We start from the raw sequence: 18,039 nt of genomic DNA, 5'->3' as shown, positions 1-18,039 counted from the left end.
TTTCTCCGCAGGTCAGAGGCGCTTGAGCTGATCTTGCATGGGATCAAGTCCCACCTGACTTCACTGAACCACCGCGCCCAAGTTCTCCAGGGCGTCCGCCGTCGCTCGGCCGACAATTCGTCGCTGTGCATGTAGACGTCCTGCGTTCACGCTCGGCTGGACGTGCCAGAGGTGTCCGGTATTCATGCGGACCGACATGCCCCCCGCATCCAAGATCGTTAGTCCGCGGCGGTGCCTCGTTCGCCACGGAGAGTTTCATGAGGCAGCTGGATTTAAGAATGCGGAGTTCTGAGGTAAGGCCAACTTTGAAATTGCTCGTTTTGGTGTGCTGCCGAGTTTGAATTGGCGAAGTTTATCTCGCGGCCTCATTGGTCCGCTGATTGGCATGTGAGTCAACGACGGGCCCACCATCCGAGGTAGAGCCCGGTCGCCATGTCGAGTACGAAGTCGTCAGGGCTTCCACGGACCTAACTATTGGCGGCCGGATGGCTCCCCGCTCACTAGACGAGGCCGAACAACTCGTGCGAACCGCCAGCTACACCGAACCCGTCGGGCGGCGGCTGCTCGTCGCCGTCGGTGAGCTTTCGCAGCTCGCGGGGTGGGTCGCCAGCGACGCGGTGATTACGGGCAGGCGCAGCGGTTCTACGTCTCGGGGGTCGGTGCTGCCCGCGAGGCCTCTGACCGGGTGCTCGGCAGCCAATTGCTGTCCAGCCTCAGCTACCAGATCGCCACCATCGGCGACCCGGCCGAGCCGATGCGGCGCTGCTGGCCCGCACCGCAATCATGGGGGCTGAGGGCGCAACCCCGGTGGTGCGCGCGCTCCTGCTGGAACGGGTGGCGTGGGCATCGGCGCGCGCCCGGGACGCCGACGCTACATGGTGTGCGCTGGACGCGGTCGACGACTCCTACGAGCAGCGCGGCGAGGGCGAGCCGGAGTGGGTTTACTGGCTCAACCGCAACGAGATCGACGTGATGGCAGGCCGGTGCATGATCGAACTGGGGAGGCCGGGCGACGCCGAGCCCTTGCTGTCCAATGCCATAGCCAACTACCCGCCCGAGCGCGCCCGTGAGGTCGCGCTCTACTTGACGTGGCTCGCTGAGTCGCATGCGCTGGCGGGCGACCTTGATGCCGCGCGGGACGTCGTCCAGCGTGCGAGGCGCTACGCCGAGACCATGCCTTCTGCCCGTGCTGACCTGCGGCTAGACGCGGTACAACGGCTGATGGGGGCCGGCAAAACAACATTTTTCTGCTCAGGGCTCAACCTGCACCAACCGCTGACTCGGTAAGCGCCGGTTAGGCTTGGACTCATATCAGTCAGGTCGTGGGTCCAAGTCCCACCTGCCCCGCAAAACGCCTGGTAAAACGGCTGATAGGGAAAGTATGCGGTGTGTGTGCGGAGCAGAATGTTGAACGCCGCATCGTCATGCTGTGCTTTTTCACCACGTTCTCGTGACCGGCTGATTATAAACTACCGTGGAGTCGCTCTTAATCACAAGGCGTTGGTTGTTGATCGTATAGTGATAGTTAGCATTCTCCGCTTCGTAGGCGTTCCCAATCCATTTTGCCGACAATGTGATGTTCACGCTTGAATCGCTATTCTCGGCCCCGTAGTAGTAAACCTGCCCAGATGGACCGCGGCATAATATGACATAATATTTTGCGGTCTGGTAGCCGGCGACAAATAAAGCATTTTTCTCTGGCAGGGTTCGTTCCGTTTCGGATGGGCACGTAGAGGCAGCGGTCTCCGGCGTGGCTGATTGTGTGTATTGCGGTGGATACGCAGGGGGCGGAATGTATATCTGCGGTGACGGTGGAGCAGGCGCCTGAGGCGCTTGAGGCGCCTGAGAAATCTGTATACATGCGGAAAGACTGAAGATGCTGGTGATCAGCGCCATCCTTACGTGATTCCGTTTCATGTTCAAACAGCTCCTTTTCTATTCGCAACTCCGTCCTTTCGCTGGTCGTCAGGTCTCAAATGTCAGGATCGAACCGGTTTTTTCGTCCTTGCTGACTTATTGGGAGAATACCTCTTGGCTACCTGCGGGATTAGGGGCGAACGTCCTCCTGGTGTCATGAGTTAGACCCAGGTAGAAATGGCCGCCGCGAGAGCGAAGAGTGCGCCCGAGATCAGCTAGGGAATCTCAGGGGTATACGGCCGGCCCGCTGGATCTGTAGTGCTTAATTTTGAACTGAATGACTCAATATAATTAATTTCTGACACACTGGAACAGTGGTCGACTCTCGCTTGGCCGGAGATGCCGAACCAAATTTTACCCGGAGCGGCCGCGCGCCGTCTCTGGCATCGGTCAGCCGGGCGCACCGTGCCGTGTACGAACGCCAAAGCGCGGATCCCCGAGACGGCGTTTTGGGCCGTCTGGGTCGAATCCGCGCTTCAGTTTCCCGGCCGATCGGCGAGTCGACGTTGCTGTGCGTTCGGGTGTCGTGTGACGCGGGGCTGGAATGTGGTGGACGTGTCTGCCTGCGGGGGCCGGCGGCCTTTTCGACGACCGTCGCCATCTTGCCCGCTGGTCTCGTGTTGGGGTCAGCGGAGGGCTTCGGCTATTGCTCGGTAGGACGGTAGTGGGTCCTCGGCGCCGAGGGCTTGGATGCTCACGTGGTTCGCGCCCGCGTCGAGGTGCGCGGTGATGCCTTCGGCGATCGTCGCTGCCGTTCCATGCAATGCCAGGGCGTCGATCAGGCGGTCGCTGCCGGGCTGGGCGAGGTCTTCGTCGGTGAAGCCGTACCGGCGCAGATTCCGGGTGTAGTTGCTCAGGTTCAGGTATATGCCGATTGCTGCGTGGCCGGCGGCGCGGGCCCGGTCCGGGTCGGTGTCGACCACGACCTTCTGTTCCGGGGCGAGCAGCGGTTCCTCCCCGAGGATCTCCCTGGCGCGCCTCGTGTGTGCCGGGACGGTCAGGTAGGGGTGCGCGCCCGCCGATCGGTCACGGGCCAATTCGAGCACCTTCGGGCCGAGTGCGGCGAGTACTCGACCCGACTTCGGCACGTCGGCGGCGTCCAGTTGGTCGAGGTAGTCGACCAGTGCCTGATAGGGCCTGGTGTAGGCGTCGGTCATCTCGCGGTGGCCGGCACCGATGCCGAGCACGAAGCGCTCCGGATGCTTCGCGGTAATCCGGTGGTAGGACGCGGCGACGATCTTCGGGTCGGAGTTCCAGATGTTCACGATCCCGGTAGCCACCGTGATCTCGCTGGTGGCGTCCAGCAGGCTTTCGGCCAGGGCTAGGTCGGCGGGCGGCGAGCCACCGATCCAGATCGTGCCGTAGCCGAGCTTTTCCACCTCGATCGCCAGCTCCGGGTTGAGCCCCGAGGAAATCCGCCAGATACCGATCTTGCCCAGTGATGCGCTCATGCTTGGAGGCAACAGCGGCCGTGGGTGCGGTATTCCGGACCCCGCCCGACCAGGTTACCCCCAACCAGGTGGAGCGCGGGCCTGGCCAACAACGGCGGTTGTGTAGCGGGTCCGGAATCGCAGGGCGACCGCGGATCACACGGCCGATAGCGCAGTGACCTACGCACGGGCCAGAAACTGTCCGAAAAGGACGAGGCGATCAGTCGTCCTTGCGCCAGACGTAGGCGGCGGAGATCGGGTGGTTGCGGAAGCGCTCCCACTTGGGCTTCACCGCGAGCCAACTGTCGTCGATCACGCCCTCGTGCAGTTCCACCAACCGCCAGCCCGCCGCCAGTGCCGCCCTGACGTGGTCGCTGACGAGGTGGATGTTGGTGGTGATGGCCACCGATTCGCCGGCGCCGTTGGTGTAGTGGGTGGGCATGCCCGAGGTCATGATGAAGTGCGGGTGGAAGGTCACCAGGACGAATGGCGCCTTCGGTGTCGTCAGCCGCCACGCCTCCCGGTACAGCGGGCGCAGGTCGTCCAGGTGCTCGTCTATCAGCGAGGAGATCGCCAGATCGTAGGCCGCGTCCGGAAGTCCGCTGGCCGCGACGTCGGCCTCCACGAGCCGGTCGTGGGCGCCGCGACGGTGTGCGACGGCAAGCATCTCCGGCGTCAGGTCCACTCCGTCGACCGCCGGGATTCCCTTGTCCCGCAGCCACTGCCCGGTCCGGCCGGTGCCGCAGCCGAGGTCAACGGCGCGGGTGACGGTCGCCCAGGACGGCTCATGGAGCCGTTCCAGCAGGGCGATGTCCATCGCGTCCTCGACGGTCTGCTCGTAGTTGGTGACCCATTCGCCGTACCCGGTGCGGACGTCCACGGTGCGATAACCGCGCGCGTCGAAGCCACTGAACTCCATTGCCCGGATTATTCCGCCGTTACTCCCGTTGCCAAAAGGGTTTTCCACCGGTCGGCGCAGTGGTCCGCCGATGACGATCACAGCTGCGCCCCGGATTCGCCGAATCGCTTGACGGTTCGCGCAACGCAACGACATGGTTACGGGCTGCCTGTTGTGGACGGCGGGAGGACGGTATGGGGGAAAGCGGCGGGGAGCGGCGACCGTTCCAAGTTCCGGTGGTCAAGCGGCGCTGGCCGGTATTGGGCGTCGCCGCGGCTTGCGTGGTGGCGCTCGTGATCGCCGCCTACGGCATCGTGACGTGGTCGCGCGGCTGCGGTTCCGGGCTCTACCGCGCTGGGCCGCTCGACGAGTGCGTCGGCGTCACCGACGGGCCGGGCGAATTCGGTCTCAGCGATGGGCTGGGCGGATTCGACGAGAGCCTGCGGGACGTGCAGACAAAGATCGCGGCCGAGAACGAGCGGGTGCGGCGGGTCAGCCGCGAGCGAAACAGGCCGTACGTCAGCATCGCCTACTTCAGCCCGCTGACCGTCGCCAAGCCCGACACCACCACGATCGAGGCGGTCCGGCGCAGCTTGGAGGGCACCTACGTGTCGCAACTCCGCGCCAATTCCGACGGCAGGGAGGAGTGGGGCGGCAACCTGCCGCTGATCCAGCTGCTGCTGGCCAATCCCGGCAGCCGCAGCGCGCAGTGGGAGCCGGTGGTCAAGCAGTTGCAGGAGCGCGCCGAGTCGGTGGGCAACGGTCGGTTGGTAGCGGTGACCGGGCTCGGGCAGAGCCTGGCAGGCACCCGCGATGCGATCAATACCCTCGCGCAGCAAGGGATTCCGATGGTCGGCGCGATCATCACCGCAGACCGGTTCAGCGTCGATCCCGCCGCCCCCGAGGTGCGGGGCCTGCTGCGAGTGGCGCCCACCAACTCGGCGCAGGCAGGTGCGCTGGTCAAGCGCCTCGAAGACACCAAGCGGGCAATGGTCGTGTGGGACCGCAACCCTGACGAGGTGTTCTCCGGCGACCTGGCGGCAGCATACGAGAGGCTGTACCAGCAGCACGGACGCCAGCTGCGACGCGGTGAGCCGTTCGACTCCGCGCAGCTCGCGACCGCGAACACGTTCCCGGCGATGATCCCGAACATCTGCCAGATCCAGCCGGACGCGATCCTGTTCGCGGGCCGGCTCCGCGAACTGAAACCGTTCCTCAACGCGCTGGCATCCCGATCCTGCATGGAGCTGCCGATGCGCGTGCTGATCACCGACAGCGTCATCGACATCGGCGGCGACTCGGAAGTCCAGCGCAGCCTGGAGTCCGGGATCACGTTGGAGTACACGCAGTTGGCCGCGCCGCAGGCGTGGGATGCCGCACCCCAGTACTTCTCGCGGCGGTCGGTCGAGTACTTCAAGCTCGGTTCCACCGCGACCGCCGTATTCCAGCAGGAGTTCCCCGGCGAGTCGATCGACGACGGACTGGCCATCACCGCCTTCGACGCGTTCGGCGTGGCCGCCACCGCGGCCCGGCGTGCCGTGCAGTACAACAAGGTTGCCGAGAAGCTGCCCAGCGCCCGGGAGGTCGCCGCCCAGTTCGACCGGATGCACGACCGGGGCGGCGCGGTGGACGGCGCCAGCGGCTGGTTGTCCTTCGACCCGCTGACCGGACGTCCGGACAGCAAGGCGTTACTGGTCGTCGAGGTGACTAAGGAACCCGGTCAGCCGGTCCGGTCCGTGCCGAGCGTCATCTCGGAGAACGGCGCCCCTTACCTGCCGTAGGGCCGATGTCGCATGTGATTGGGAGTGCTCGATGCAGCCGTTCGAAGGGCCTGCGCGCACCGGCATCTTCGTCAGCTACCGGCACGGCGACAACGACTACGCCGTCGAGCTGTTGAACTCCAAACTGGACGAGCAGTTCGGTGCCCAACGGATCTTCTTCGACGCGAGGCTTGAATCCGGGGTCAACTACGTGCACGCGATCGAGTACGGGTTGCAGTCGTGCGCGGTGCTGCTCGCCGTGATCGGCGAGAAGTGGCTCGGCGTCGCCGACCGGCAGGGGCGTCGTCGGCTGGAGGACCCGGCCGACGTGGTGGTGCGAGAGATCGGCACCGCGCTGGGCAACGGCGTCCGGGTCATTCCGGTGCTCATCGACGGGGCGACGATGCCGAAGTCGTCGCAACTGCCGACCGCATTACGGGAGTTGGCACACCTCAACGCATACGAGTTGGGAGCGCGCGAGTCCGATCGGGCGGAGCTCGTGGTTCGGCTGGAAAGCTACCTGGGCGCGTTGGAAATGCGGCCACCGGAGCCCGTGCAGCCGGAGCCGACCGACGTCGATCAACCCGAGCCTGATCGGTCGGAGGCGGCCGGTCGCGACCCCTACGACCTGGTCCACGACCTCGTGCAGGAATGCATCGTCCCGCCGGGCGTCCGGGAGCGGGAGCTGCCGTTGATCAGGTTGCTGGGTGCGCGAGGCAGCGGGAAGACCGAGTTGCTGGGCCGCCTCGCCCGGGATTGCGGGGACAGCGTGCCGCACGCGAGCGTCGATTTCGACGACGACCGAACGACGACGCTGCGTGGCGCCGTGATTGAGCTGGCCACGCAGCTAGGCCGCCGGTACCCGAAGTTCGGGCAGGTGCAGTTCCGCTACCTGATGCTGTGCGTCCTGGCCGCCGGTTCGGGATTCGGTGCCCGGACGGCGCTGTCCAAGCTGCGCAACGCGGTGCTCAACGCCGATCCACCGGGCTATTCCCGGTCGACTTTCGATGCCGTGGTCGACACCTTGCAGGAATCGGGTGCCATGCTGAACTGGTCCGGCATCCTCGCGGATGCTTTGCTGCACGGCAGCGAGCGCACGTACTGGCGCAGGAGGCTGCGAACACTGACCGCGGTTCAGGAATTCACCGGTGCGCCAACGGATCCGTGGGCCGAAGGCAATGCCGTGGGCTCGCGCGAGTTCGACGCTGTGTTCCTGGCGGCGTTCCTCGCCGACCTGCGCCAAGCCTATGCCGACGGCCGGCACCGGTCGGACCGTACGATGAACTGCGTCGCCCTGCTGGACAATGTGGATGCCCCCCTCGGGGAGCGGTTCCTCAACCTACTGCTCGACCTTCGGCAAAGCCTCCCGCCCGATCCGCTCGTTGTCCTCGCGGCGAGCAGCCAGTGGCAGCCGGCCCTGGTGATCCGGGACGTTCCCGGGAGACCAAGCCTGGCCGCGTGGGCGCAACGGAGGAATGCCACCAGAGACCGGGATTCGTGGTGGTATCCGATCGACCTGTGAGGCGGCGAATCGGCAGGGCTCAGCGCGTCGGCAAGCCGACGTAGTTTTCCGCGAGGGTGGTCGCGGCCGCGGTGGAGGAGCGCAGGTAGTCGAACTGCGAGCGTTGCAGGCGGCGTTCGAAGGCGGCATTCGGGCCGCCGAAGTGGTGCGTCAGGGAGGTCATCCACCAGGAGAAATGCTGGACCCGCCAAACCCGTTGCAGACACGCGGCGGAGTAGCAGTCCAGACCGGTGGCGCTGCCGGTCCGGTAGAAGTCGGCGATGGCTTCGGCCAGTTTGTCCACATCGGACACCGCGAGGTTGAGACCCTTCGCGCCCGTCGGCGGGACGATGTGGGCGGAGTCGCCGGCCAGAAACAGGCGGCCGTGGCGCAGCGGTTCGGCCACGAAACTGCGAATCGCCGTGATGACCTTGTCGATGATCGGTCCTTCGTGCAGCGTCCAGCCTGGCGTGCCCAGCCGGGTGCGCAGTTCCGTCCAGATCCGGTCGTCGGGCCACGCATCGCGCGGTTCGTCTGGGGCGCATTGCAGGTAGAAGCGGCTCAGCGTGGCCGATCGCATGCTGTGCAGGGCGAATCCGCTGGCATGGTTGGCGTAGATCAGCTCGTCCGAGGAGGGACCGACAGTGGCCAGGATGCCGAGCCAGCCGAACGGGTAGACGCGCTCGTAGATGGTCCGGACACCGGCCGGGATGGCGTCCCGGCAGACTCCGTGGAACCCGTCGCAGCCCGCGATGAAATCCGCGTGCAGTTCGTGGTCGACGCCGTCGAATGTGAAGCGGACGAACGGGCGGTCTGTCGCCACGTCGTGCACCGCGACGTTGGAAACCTCAAACAGCACCTGCCCGCCGTCGCGTCGGCGGCGCTCATTGAGGTCCTTCACCACTTCCTGCTGGCCGTAGACGGTGATCGCGCGGCCGGTAAGCTCCTGGAAGGGAATGTGCTGGCGTTCGTCGTCGAACTGCAGGTAAACGCCGCGATGCACTTCGCCTTCGCGCAGCATCCGCTCGCCCAGGCCGACATCGCGGAGCAGGTCCACGGTGCCTTGTTCGAGGACCCCGGCGCGCACTCGCTGCTGGACGTACTCCTGGCTGCGCCGCTCCAGCACGACGGAGCCGATCCCGTGCAGGTGCAGCAGATGCGACAGCAGCAGCCCGGCGGGGCCGCCACCCACAATCGCGACCTGAGTACGCAATGCAGCTTCCTTCGCCTCTGGTCCACTCCACTGTCGATTCCCGAACGCCGCAACCGAGGCCAACGCTTCCACTGGCCGGAATCAGACCGGATCCGCTGCTTTCGGTGTCGAAAACTACGAAATACATCACGGACCCGTTCGCGCCGGCCGCAGCGCGCCGATACTGTGCCCGCAGTCTGCGAGGCACACGTCGTTACATACAGAACAGAAAGTCCCGGCCTGCGATTTACCGTAGACCGGGACTTGGTGCCAGAAGTGGAACGGTGTCGCAGGGTTTATGCGTGGACCTCGGTGCGGTCGAGCTCGTTCATCGAGACGGTGACGTCGTGGTCGTCGAAGTCAGCCACGAGTCGCAGGCGTCCGCCCAGGGCGGCCACGTAGCGCTCGATCGTGCCCGCCTCGACCTGGGACAACTCGCCCTGCTCCAGCTTGCTCACACGCGGTTGGCTGATCTGCATCCGCGCAGCCAGCTGTGACTGCGATAGCCCCAGGTCCTTACGTAGCTGGGCCGGTCGATCTCCCAGGATGTAGGAGTGGGTCACCGCGCGCGCCCGCTCCTGAGCGGCCGCCACATCCCGGCCCCGCGCCCGGTCCAGGGTCTCCTTGTCCTTCTTGACGTCCTTCCAGGATCGCCCCATCGCTCAGCCCTCCTCCAAGTCGGCCAAATGCTCTGCGAAACGCTTCTCCGCCAGCCGGATGCTTGTTTCGTACCAGCCCTGCCAGTTGCCAGCCTTGTCCCCGGCCACCAGGACAAAGCGAGACCACCGAGACGTTGCGGCCCAGCCCACGGGCGATCTCCCGCAGGGACTTGCCGGCCGCCAGCCCCCGGGAGATCTCCTCCCGCTCAGCGAAGGTCAACGCCCCGGCGGCCCGCCGACGCGGCGCGGGCGCGATCCCCCCGCAAGGACACACCACCTTGCGCACCGACTCATGCGAGATCCCCAGCTCACGCCCGATCTCCCGCTGCCCGTACCCCGCACGCCACAACCGCCACACCTCATCGGCATGCCGCTCGACCATCGACACCACAACACCTCCACGAAGATCATTTAAGAAGGTGTTGCATCGACCCCTTGAGGCCAAGCGCGAATCGGCGTTCGCCACGCCTGACCAGTGCCGATTTCGCGCGAAATCGTCGCCCCGTCAGGGCAACCCGGAAGCCCCTTCGTTAGAGCGGAACAGACGTTCATGGCGTGTGGGGGCAGCCTGGGCTTTCCTTGTCCTGTTCGGACGGTTTGCCGATGGTTGCCGCGCCGCAGGCGAAAAGCACGCGGGGCGAGGTGTTCAGGTCGTTGATCTGGCCCAGGCCCATTAAAGCCTGGCGCTTGCGCTGCGGCTCGTAGCCGGTCCTTGGATCCGTGTTGGTGGCGAAGTCGATCACGCCGGTGACGCCATCGAACTCGGGGAGTTGACGCAGCCGGGCCCAGACCGTCGGAGCCATCAGCGGCAGCGGCGGCCCCTCGGGCAGTTCCAGGCTCGCGACGGCCTGCCGGAACGCATAGGTGGCGTCATAGCCCAGCGCCACCCGTTCGCCGACGTGGTGCCGCTGGTACCTGTCGCACGGGTTCCACTGCTTGTCCTCCCGCAGCAGGCGCTGGAAGCGTTCCCTCGTCCGGTTCTCGATCTTGCCATCGCAGGTCGTGAGCGTGGATTTGGCCACGAAGATCAAGGGGCGGTTGAGCTCGGCCGGGCGGCGCAGGTCGTTGTCCGCGATGAACCGGTTGGCCGAGTCGTCGGCGATCACGGCGGGCTGGTTCTCGCCGCAGGTCCTCGCCACCTGCGTGATGAACTCCTTGAACTCGGTGCCCCGCCCGGCGAAGATCGCTGTCGGTCGGGGCTGCTCGCCACACAGCCTGGTCACGTCGCTCAGGGAGTGCACCGGAGAGGTCGGCAGGCCACGGCCGGCCAGGCTTGCCAACAGGTCGGCGGATAGCGTCGAGGTGTACAGGTCTTCGGGATCCGGCCGGTAGTAGACGTACGTGTGGCTGCCGGGTCGGATCGCGGCATCGCCCGGCGGGGCGTCGAGCAAGCTGGGGTTGGCCACCGCCTCGGCGATCAGCTCCGCCTGGTCGTGGTTGGGCGGGGCGAGCTGGAAGTAAAGCGGCGACACTAGGGCCAGGCCGTCGGCGGACAACGTGGTTCCGATGACGGGGAGGCTGAGCGTGTTCAGCTCCCGGAGGACGTCCCGCGTGACCGTTCGGCTCTCGTCCAGGCCGACCACGCCGACGATGCTCGGATCCGCGGCCACGAGCGGCCGGAGCATGTCGAGCGCAACCGCGCCGAACCGCATTTTCGGGCCCGCATTGGCCACGATGATCTGCAACAGCGGCGCGTCTTGGCGCTGGGGTTCGATCAGCTCGCGCTGCGCCATCGCCATGCCTTCCATGTCCTCGCTCGCCGCGGTGTAGGACTCGGCGGAAGATAACTGGCCAAAGTAGATCAGCGTGAACAGCGGCCGCTCCGGTTGATCGGCGTGCAGCCGCGCGGAAGTCCGGTTCTGCTGGTAGATCCGCTGCTGCGCCTCCGCCAGCCGGACATTCTCCGGGCTGAACACGAAGAGTTCGCTGTCGCTGAAGCCGACGCAATAGTCCTCGACTGTACGCACCGAAACCCGTTCGCCGCGCAGGCTGGCGGTGGAATTGCAGTGCCGGACATAGGAATTCACCGCGAAGCCGCCCGATCCGGCGACCAGCGCCGCGCACAGGACGGGCACTACCCACCGGCCCACCCACCACGGCGGCGCCGGGACCGGCTTCCTGATCAGCGGTCCCTCCGCCACCGGGGGCGGGGCGACCAGCGGCAGGTACCAGGCGGATGCCTCCTGCCTGGTCCGGGATTCCGGCAGGTTTTCCCGCCACCGCTCGTACGGTTCGTGCGCGTCGCGACCCGCCACGACCGGGGTCGGTTCCCGGCCCGGCGGGGCCATCTCGCCGGCCGCGACTACCAGCAGCGGGGCGTAGTGCCCGGTCGTGTTGCGGACGTCGTTGATCAGCCTCAACAGGGTGGCCCCGGCGTTGGCGGCGGCGACATTGTCGATCATCGCCAGCGGATACACGGTGCGACGCCAGCCCTTCAGCCGCCACGATTTCCGCTCGTAGCACTCGCGCAGGTCTTCTTGAAAGGCGTGCACCAGCAGCTTCTGCACCTGTTCGGCGCTTTCGTTGTCGCGCGCCGGCACGGTGAGCCGCTCGGCGAAGGCCAGGAACGTCTGCGACAACTTCGGCGACAGATAGTTCTGGCTCAGGAACCAGCGGAACTCCTGCCCCGACCCGGGACGACCGTTGATCCGCAGCCGCAACAACACTCCGGTCAGCAACCGCAGGCCGTGGAAAATCAGCTTCGTCCACCACTGGTCGGTGCTCTGGGCGGCGTCGGCGAACAGGTCATTTTGTTGGTTGCGGAGGTATTCGCGCAGCCGCTGCGCGAGTTTGCGGCGGCGGTCCAGCGAGGCGACCTCACTGAGGTCCTGTGCCATCAGCCACCTGGCGAGCGTGAAGCGCCGGAACCGAAGCGGGTCGAACCCGAACCTGCCCACCGAGAAGTCGGCGACGAGCTTCTGCAGCAGGTGGGCGATGTCCTGCGTCGCGTCGTCGCTGGGCGGCTGGGCGGCGGCATTGACGCTGGCCCGAGGCGCCTGGCGGGGGTTCGCCGTGTCGAGTTGGTCGTCCAGCTGCGTCAGAAAGCGGTCACCCGGTGCGTTTCCGGCCAAGCAGATGACCGGCAGCACCGTCTCCCCACGCCGCGGTCGCTGGAGCAGCTCGATGATCAGATCAACCGTTGCCTGAGCATCCGCTTCGTTCGGCATTCCGGTCATTGACCCCCCGCGCCCCTTGTCCTGGCCGCGCAGCGCGGCGCTCGGAATCAGCGTGAACCGCCAACTAAAGCAGAGCGGCACCGTGCGCGGGGGCGGATTCAACGCCCGAATCCACGGACGGAGTAATCGCCGCTCGGCGAGGCAGGTGACGCGAGAAGGCAATCCGGGACGTCGACAGCGCCTGTCAGCAGCAGCGCGAGCCCGGGGTAGCGTCTTTGCGGTCGATGTGGCGGCGCCAGAACTCGCGCTCCGGCAGCGGCGGCTCGGCGGGGTGGTTGCGGCGCTGGTGGTCCAGGTAGCGCTCGTAGGCGTTCTCGCCGACCACCCCCCGCACGATCTGCCAGGCCGTGCGGGCGGACCCGCGCAGCCTAGCCAGGATCGGCGTGCCGGTCACGTCCTCGCCTCTACCTTCCCGGCGGCCGCCAGCTCCTTCTGGACCTGCCGTTCCTCGGCGGTCGGGAGCAGTCCGGACGGGGCCCACAGCGCCGACTTCTGGTAGGGGACCTCGGTGTCCGGCAGCGGAGCGGTCACCCGCAGCGCCTTGATCCAGACCCGGATCGCGTCCAGTAGCACGATCACGATCAGCAGCGCGAACAGGATGCTCAGCACGCCGTCCACAGTGGAGTTTGTCACGACCTTCTGCATCTCCTCGACGGTGTGCGCCGAGCCCTTGCTGGTCTGCCCGGCATCCAGCGACGCCTGATAAGCCGCGCGCTGCGCGAAGAAGCCGATCTTGGCATCGGCGGAGAAGATCTTCTGCCAGCTCGCGGTCAACGTCACCGCCACGTCCCAGGCCAGCGGCACCAGCGTCACCCACGCGTACTTGGCCCGGCCGGACTTGATCAGGATCGTGGTGGCCACCGCCAGCGCCACCGCCGCCAGCAGCTGGTTGGCGATGCCGAACAGCGGGAACAGCTGGTTGATGCCGCCCAGCGGGTCGTTGACCCCGGCCCACAGGAAGTAGCCCCAGGCACCGACGATCACCGCGCTGGCGATCCAGTTGCTCGGCTTCCAGCTGACGTCGCCGAAGCGCTTCCAGACGTTGCCCACGGTGTCCTGCAACATGAACCGGCCCACCCGGGTCCCGGCGTCCACAGTGGTCAGGATGAACAGTGCCTCGAACATCACCGCGAAGTGGTACCAGAATGCCTTCATCGCATCCCCGCCGATGACCTGCGAGAACACCTCGGAAAGCCCGACGGCCAGGGTCGGTGCGCCGCCGCTGCGGCCCACCAGCGTGTGCTCGTCCACCGAGGCCGCGGCGGCGGCCAGCTGGTCCGGCGTGATCTGGAAGCCGATCCCGGCGACCGCTTGCGAGGCCGACTGCAGGGTGTCGCCGAGCGCCGCCGAGGGCATGTTCATCGCGAAGTACAGGCCGGGCTCGATGATGCACGCCGCGGCCAGCGCCATGATCGCCACGAACGATTCGGTGAGCATCCCGCCGTAGCCGATGACGCGGACCTGCGACTCCTTCTCCAGCATCTTCGGCGTGGTGCCCGAGGACACCAAGGCGTGGAAGCCGGACAGCGCGCCGCAGGCGATGGTGATGAACACGAACGGGAACATCGCGCCGGAGAACACCGGTCCCTTGGCGTTGAGCGCGAAATCCGTGATCGCCTCGGTCTTCATCATCGGCATCGCGATCAGGATCGAGACCGCCAGCAGCGCGATGACCCCGACCTTCATGAACGTGCTCAGGTAGTCGCGCGGCGCCAGCAGCATCCACACCGGCAGCACCGAGGCGATGAACCCGTAGATGATCAGCGCGAAGGTCAGCTGGTTGCCGGAGAGGGTGAACATCCCCGCCAGTGCGGAGTCGGCGACCCAGCTGCCCGCGACGATGCTCAGCAACAGCAGCGCTACGCCGATCATCGACGTCTCGACGATCCGGCCCGGCCGCAAATAGCGCAGGTAGAAGCCCATGAGCAGGGCGATCGGGATGGTCATGCCGATGGAGAAGGTTCCCCACGGCGAGCCCTTCAGCGCGCCGACCACGACCAGTGCCAGCACCGCCAACAGGATGATCATGATGGCCAGCACCGCGATCAGCGCCGCGATCCCGCCGACCGGGCCGATCTCCTCGCGCGCCATCTGGCCAAGGCTTCGGCCGTCGCGGCGGGTGGAGAAGAACAGCACCACCATGTCCTGCACCGCGCCGGCGAAGATGACGCCGACAATGATCCAGATGGTGCCCGGCAGGTAGCCCATCTGGGCGGCCAGCACCGGCCCCACCAGCGGCCCGGCCCCGGCGATCGCCGCGAAGTGGTGGCCGAAGAGCACCCGGCGGTCGGTCGGCTGGAAGTCGGTGGCGTTGTTCAGTCGCTCCGCCGGCGTCGCGCGGGTGTCGTCGACCTTCAACACCTTGTAGGAGATGAACCGCGCGTAGCAGCGATATGCGATGGCGTAGGAAGCCAGCGCCGCGAACACCAGCCAGGCCGCGGAGATCTCCTCGCCGCGAACGAGCGCGATGACACCCCACGAGACCGCGCCGACGATCGCCACCAACACCCAGATGGCGATTTCTTTGGGACTCATCTTGCGCTTCCGAGCGGCTGCACCGCCCGGCGCCGTTTTCGTAGCCACCGTCCCCAGACTCCATTTCTGCGTTGCGCTGTGCGAGAGGTCAGACACAGCAGTCTCCGAGGATCGGCGTGCGTGTCCCGAATGTCTAGCCCATTGCGTCGAAGTAACCAGGATGTAAGCCACGGCTGGTCACTTCCCGTTATCGGCGGAGGACTCACGTGTCTGCTGGTTCAGCTGAGGCCCTTGATGAGTTCGGTCATCTCGTCGAGCCTGCGCAGCGTGTCGTCGCGCGGGCGAGTCGGCAGGTAGAACAGCGTGCGGTCCACGCCGGCCGCCACGTAGGAGTCGAGGACCGCCGGATCGCGCGGCGCCGCGTAGACCGTGACCAGTACCCGCCAGCCCGCCCGGTCGCGCACCTTCGCCACCAGGTCGCCGAGGTTCTCGGTGCCCCCGCGCGGCAGCCAGCCACCGCCGTATTCGGCGACCCGGGCGATCGCCCGCTCGCTCTCCCCGCCGACGTAGATCGGTGGGTGTGGCTGCTGCACCGGCTTCGGCCACGAGTAGATCGGGTCGAAGTCGACGTACTCGCCGTGGAACTCCGCCAGCTCGGAGGTCCAGATCTCCCGCATGGCCCGGATGCGCTCGTCCATCAGCGCGCCTCGGGTCGCCGGATTCGTGCCGTGGTTGCGCATCTCCTCGCGGTTCCAGCCCGCGCCGACCCCGAAGATCACCCGGCCGCCGGAGATCAGGTCGAGGCTGGCGACCTCCTTGGCGGTGATGATCGGGTCGCGCTCGACGACCAGCGCGATGCCGGTGGCCACCAGCAGCCGCTCGGTGACGGCCGCGACCGCGGTAAGCGACACGAACGGATCCAGCGTGCGGTAGTAGATCCGTGGCAGATCGCCCCCGCCCGGGTAGGGCGTCTCCCGGCTCGCCGGGATGTGCGTGTGTTCGGCGATGAACAGCGAGTCGAAATCGCGTTCCTCCAGCGCGCGACCCAGATCCGTCGCCCCGATGGCGTCGTCGGTGATGAACGTGGAAATCCCGAACTTCATCGCACCCTCCTAGCCTCGCCGGCCCCTCAGACCTACCGCCCCGCGCGGCGGACGGCAAGATTTCGGGATCGGCGTGCAGCTCAGCCGCACGGCGGCTTCGTTCGGCCTGGTGCAGCGGTCCTGACCGGGCATGATCCACCTGGGGCGGGGGCGTGCGTAGACCGCCATGAGATCATCATCTATCGATTCGTCGGTAAACTTCGCCGCCGTTGGGCGCAGCCGATCGATAACGAGTGAATACCGGCCGCAACCAAGGAGGGGGTCTCGGGCGTCGTGCAGAGATGTGACGGTGTCGATTGCATTGCCCGTGACCGCCTGGCCGGGCGACGGGCTGGCGGCAATGGATGAACTGACGAGCAAGCTAACCGACCTCTACCAGGAGCATTACAAACAACTGCTGCGCGTCGCGGCTCTGCTCGTAGATGACCGCGCCTCCGCGGAGGACATCGTGCAGGACGCCTACGTGCGGGTCTTCGACTCGCGCTCCCGGCTGCGCGATCCGGATAAGGCGCTGGCGTTCCTCCGCCAAGCGGTGCTCAACCGCGCCCGTTCGATGTTGCGGCGCCGGTTGATCGCCAGGAAGTACCAGCCGAGGCTCGCCACCCGGGACAGCCAGCCGGACGACACGGAACGCGGGGTGGATCGCGCGGTGCTGGCCGCCGCGCTGGCACAACTGCCGCGACGGCAGCGGGAGGCCGTGGTGTTGCGGTACTACGCCGACATGAGCGAGTCCCGCACCGCCCAAGTGATGGGCTGCAGCCAGGGAGCGGTGAAGTCTTACTGCTCGCGTGGCGTGTCGCGACTGTCGGATCTGCTCGGGGAGAGGGTGTGAAGGACGGGAACAGAACTAGGGAGGTCGACCTGCTGCGCACGCAGCTGCACAGATTGGTCGAGGACGTCGAACCCAGACCCGACGCGCTGCCGAGGCTGCTCGCCAACGCGCGGCAGCGAAGATCGCCGTGGCGTCCGTTGCTCGCCGTGGCCGGCGCGGCCGCCGTCGCGGCAGCGGCTTTCGTGGTGGCGATGCCACGCCTGCCCGGCCAGCAGGCGCCCGAACCGGTCAGCGTCCGGCCGGACAGCTACCTCGCCGCTCCCGAACCAGGCGTGATTACGTCCTTTGACGTGTTGTCCGGTCGGCAGAACCAGGCGGTCGCCCGCGTTAACGGTGCCGACACCAAGGTCCTGGCCACCGATGGGGACCGGGTTTACACGTTGGTGTCGACCGCGGCCGGACGTCGGGTCGTCGAGGTGACGCTGGGCGGCGGGCAGCAGGTGCTGCCCGGCAACGTCGGCGACGGCCGGTTGCTGGCCGCCGGCGGCGGACGCATCGCCTACCTCGACGGGAACGACGTCGTGGTTGTGCACGCAATGCAGCAGCAAACGCCGCAGCAGCGGATCGCGATTCCGCCCGAGCTGCGGGTGAACGATCTGGCGTTGGCCGGCGACGGTCGGCTTGCGGTGCTGGCCGGGCGGCATGACAGCCGACGGTCCCTGGTGCTGTTGCTCGCGCCCGACGCCAACTCGCTGGCAGGGCACGTCGAGGCGGTGCCGGAGGCGAGCTGCGGACCAGTGGCGATCGCCTGGTCCGGAAGAGATGTCGCGGCGCTGCAACCCGTGGACTGCGGCGGCGAGCAGGCCCGGGTGGCCACGTACGCGGCCGACAGCGGCCGGAAGATCGGGGCCGGAGTGCCGTTCCGCACGCCGCCGCTGACTGCGGTTGGGACACGGTTGTCCACGGATTCGCTGGGGCGCTTCCTGGTGTCCTCTGACGGGCGGGGCCAGTGGCTCGTGGACGGTTCCGCGATCCGCCCGATCCCGCCGGCTTGCACCACCGGAGGAGTCTGCACGCCGGGCCCCAGCACGTTCTGGAGCTGATCACGCTCCGCAGTGCGGACACGCCCCTGATCCGACCAATGCCGGGCCTGCCC

General features: G+C 66.8%; 14 protein-coding genes. 5 read left to right on the top strand and 9 right to left on the bottom strand.

Translation table 11 applies throughout. The features are described 5' to 3' along the window. The first annotated feature begins 807 nt into the window (after window positions 1-807). A complete protein-coding gene (locus BJ970_RS02215) occupies window positions 808-1,287 on the top strand; it encodes a tetratricopeptide repeat protein (RefSeq protein ID WP_221467013.1) in 480 nt (159 codons plus the stop codon). Window positions 1,288-2,543: 1,256 nt separating this feature from the next. Here the strand turns inward: BJ970_RS02215 and BJ970_RS02210 are convergent. Together BJ970_RS02210 and BJ970_RS02205 are read right to left on the bottom strand one after the other, a co-directional pair. After that, window positions 2,544-3,368: an LLM class F420-dependent oxidoreductase gene (locus tag BJ970_RS02210; protein WP_184722993.1), complete on the bottom strand. Its 825-nt coding sequence runs from the start codon at window positions 3,366-3,368 to the stop codon at window positions 2,544-2,546. 199 nt (window positions 3,369-3,567) lie between these two features. Then, a complete protein-coding gene (locus tag BJ970_RS02205) occupies window positions 3,568-4,266 on the bottom strand; it encodes a class I SAM-dependent DNA methyltransferase (RefSeq protein ID WP_184722990.1) in 699 nt (232 codons plus the stop codon). Between the two features lie 173 nt (window positions 4,267-4,439). Here BJ970_RS02205 and BJ970_RS02200 point away from each other — a divergent pair, with 173 nt between their 5' ends. Next, window positions 4,440-6,026 (top strand): ABC transporter substrate-binding protein, encoded by a 1,587-nt coding sequence (locus BJ970_RS02200; protein ID WP_184722987.1) that lies wholly within the window; start codon window positions 4,440-4,442, stop codon window positions 6,024-6,026. 31 nt (window positions 6,027-6,057) lie between these two features. Then, window positions 6,058-7,527 carry a TIR domain-containing protein gene (locus tag BJ970_RS02195; RefSeq protein WP_184722985.1) on the top strand — a complete coding sequence of 490 codons (1,470 nt, stop codon included), beginning with the start codon at window positions 6,058-6,060 and terminating at the stop codon, window positions 7,525-7,527. A gap of 19 nt (window positions 7,528-7,546) precedes the next feature. Here the strand turns inward: BJ970_RS02195 and pobA are convergent, their stop codons facing one another. The 7 genes from pobA to BJ970_RS02165 all read right to left on the bottom strand — a co-directional run bounded on the left by pobA (window position 7,547) and on the right by BJ970_RS02165 (window position 16,111). After that, window positions 7,547-8,719 (bottom strand): 4-hydroxybenzoate 3-monooxygenase, encoded by a 1,173-nt coding sequence (pobA, locus tag BJ970_RS02190; protein WP_184722982.1) that lies wholly within the window; start codon window positions 8,717-8,719, stop codon window positions 7,547-7,549. A gap of 275 nt (window positions 8,720-8,994) precedes the next feature. Further along, window positions 8,995-9,315, bottom strand: coding sequence for a helix-turn-helix domain-containing protein (locus tag BJ970_RS02185; RefSeq protein WP_376775098.1), 321 nt, complete (start codon window positions 9,313-9,315; stop codon window positions 8,995-8,997). Further along, window positions 9,215-9,739: a helix-turn-helix domain-containing protein gene (locus BJ970_RS39830; RefSeq protein ID WP_376775096.1), complete on the bottom strand. Its 525-nt coding sequence runs from the start codon at window positions 9,737-9,739 to the stop codon at window positions 9,215-9,217. Before BJ970_RS39830 ends, BJ970_RS02185 begins: the two co-directional genes overlap by 101 nt. Before the next feature lie 166 nt (window positions 9,740-9,905). Continuing rightward, the gene (locus BJ970_RS02180; RefSeq protein WP_184722976.1) at window positions 9,906-12,533 is read right to left on the bottom strand and encodes a hypothetical protein; all 2,628 of its coding nucleotides are present in this window, start codon (window positions 12,531-12,533) and stop codon (window positions 9,906-9,908) included. Window positions 12,534-12,717: 184 nt separating this feature from the next. Continuing rightward, window positions 12,718-12,927 carry a YbdD/YjiX family protein gene (locus tag BJ970_RS02175; protein WP_184722973.1) on the bottom strand — a complete coding sequence of 70 codons (210 nt, stop codon included), beginning with the start codon at window positions 12,925-12,927 and terminating at the stop codon, window positions 12,718-12,720. Continuing rightward, window positions 12,924-15,068 carry a carbon starvation CstA family protein gene (locus BJ970_RS02170; protein ID WP_184722970.1) on the bottom strand — a complete coding sequence of 715 codons (2,145 nt, stop codon included), beginning with the start codon at window positions 15,066-15,068 and terminating at the stop codon, window positions 12,924-12,926. Before BJ970_RS02170 ends, BJ970_RS02175 begins: the two co-directional genes overlap by 4 nt. Window positions 15,069-15,286: 218 nt before the next feature. Further along, window positions 15,287-16,111, bottom strand: coding sequence for an LLM class F420-dependent oxidoreductase (locus BJ970_RS02165; protein ID WP_184722967.1), 825 nt, complete (start codon window positions 16,109-16,111; stop codon window positions 15,287-15,289). A gap of 289 nt (window positions 16,112-16,400) precedes the next feature. Between BJ970_RS02165 and BJ970_RS02160 the strand changes: the two genes are divergently transcribed. Further along, window positions 16,401-16,943, top strand: a complete 543-nt coding sequence (locus BJ970_RS02160; protein WP_312864068.1) for a SigE family RNA polymerase sigma factor — start codon at window positions 16,401-16,403, stop codon at window positions 16,941-16,943. After that, on the top strand, window positions 16,940-17,986 hold the full coding sequence (locus BJ970_RS02155; protein WP_184722963.1) for a hypothetical protein: 1,047 nt from the start codon (window positions 16,940-16,942) through the stop codon (window positions 17,984-17,986). Before BJ970_RS02160 ends, BJ970_RS02155 begins: the two co-directional genes overlap by 4 nt. The last annotated feature ends 53 nt before the right edge of the window (window positions 17,987-18,039 follow it).

The sequence above is a fragment of the Saccharopolyspora phatthalungensis genome (genome assembly GCF_014203395.1).
Lineage (GTDB): Bacteria > Actinomycetota > Actinomycetes > Mycobacteriales > Pseudonocardiaceae > Saccharopolyspora > Saccharopolyspora phatthalungensis.
Note: the sequence above shows the minus strand (reverse complement) of the source record. Positions and strands in the feature narration are given on the sequence as shown.